The organism is Streptomyces sp. CT34 (genome assembly GCF_000805335.1).
Taxonomy (GTDB): domain Bacteria; phylum Actinomycetota; class Actinomycetes; order Streptomycetales; family Streptomycetaceae; genus Streptomyces.
The window spans coordinates 4,366,065-4,366,404 of sequence record NZ_KN708638.1 but is presented as its reverse complement, the minus strand read 5'-3'; the positions used below and the strand labels follow the sequence as shown (position 1 = coordinate 4,366,404).

Below are 340 nucleotides of genomic sequence, written 5' to 3'. Positions count from 1 at the left end.
GGGGGGGGCGGGCCGCGGCCGAGGAGCGCGCGGCGGCGGCGATGGCCGACGCCGAGTCGTCCGGCACGTTCGTGGCGGGCCCCGAAGGTCTCGTCGCACAGCCCGCACAAGGGGACACGCCGACCGAGGCGACCGGTACGGCCACCGGCACGGCGCCCGGTATCGCCCCGTCCCCGGACGGCGGCCCCGGCGCCCCCGCCGGGCCTGCCCCCACGGGCCGCCGGCGCGGTCGCCCCAGCCCCGCCGAGGAGGCCGCGGGCCGGCCCGCACCGGGCGCCGCCCCCGTATCCCCGCAGGGCCCGCCGGCCGCCCACCCGCACCGGCAGCCGCTGCCGCCGCC

1 pseudogene is annotated in these 340 nt (G+C 85.0%); it reads left to right on the top strand.

Annotated elements, in window-relative coordinates:
• A pseudogene (locus RZ84_RS39835) lies at positions 1 to 340 on the top strand (hypothetical protein); the annotation flags it as partial.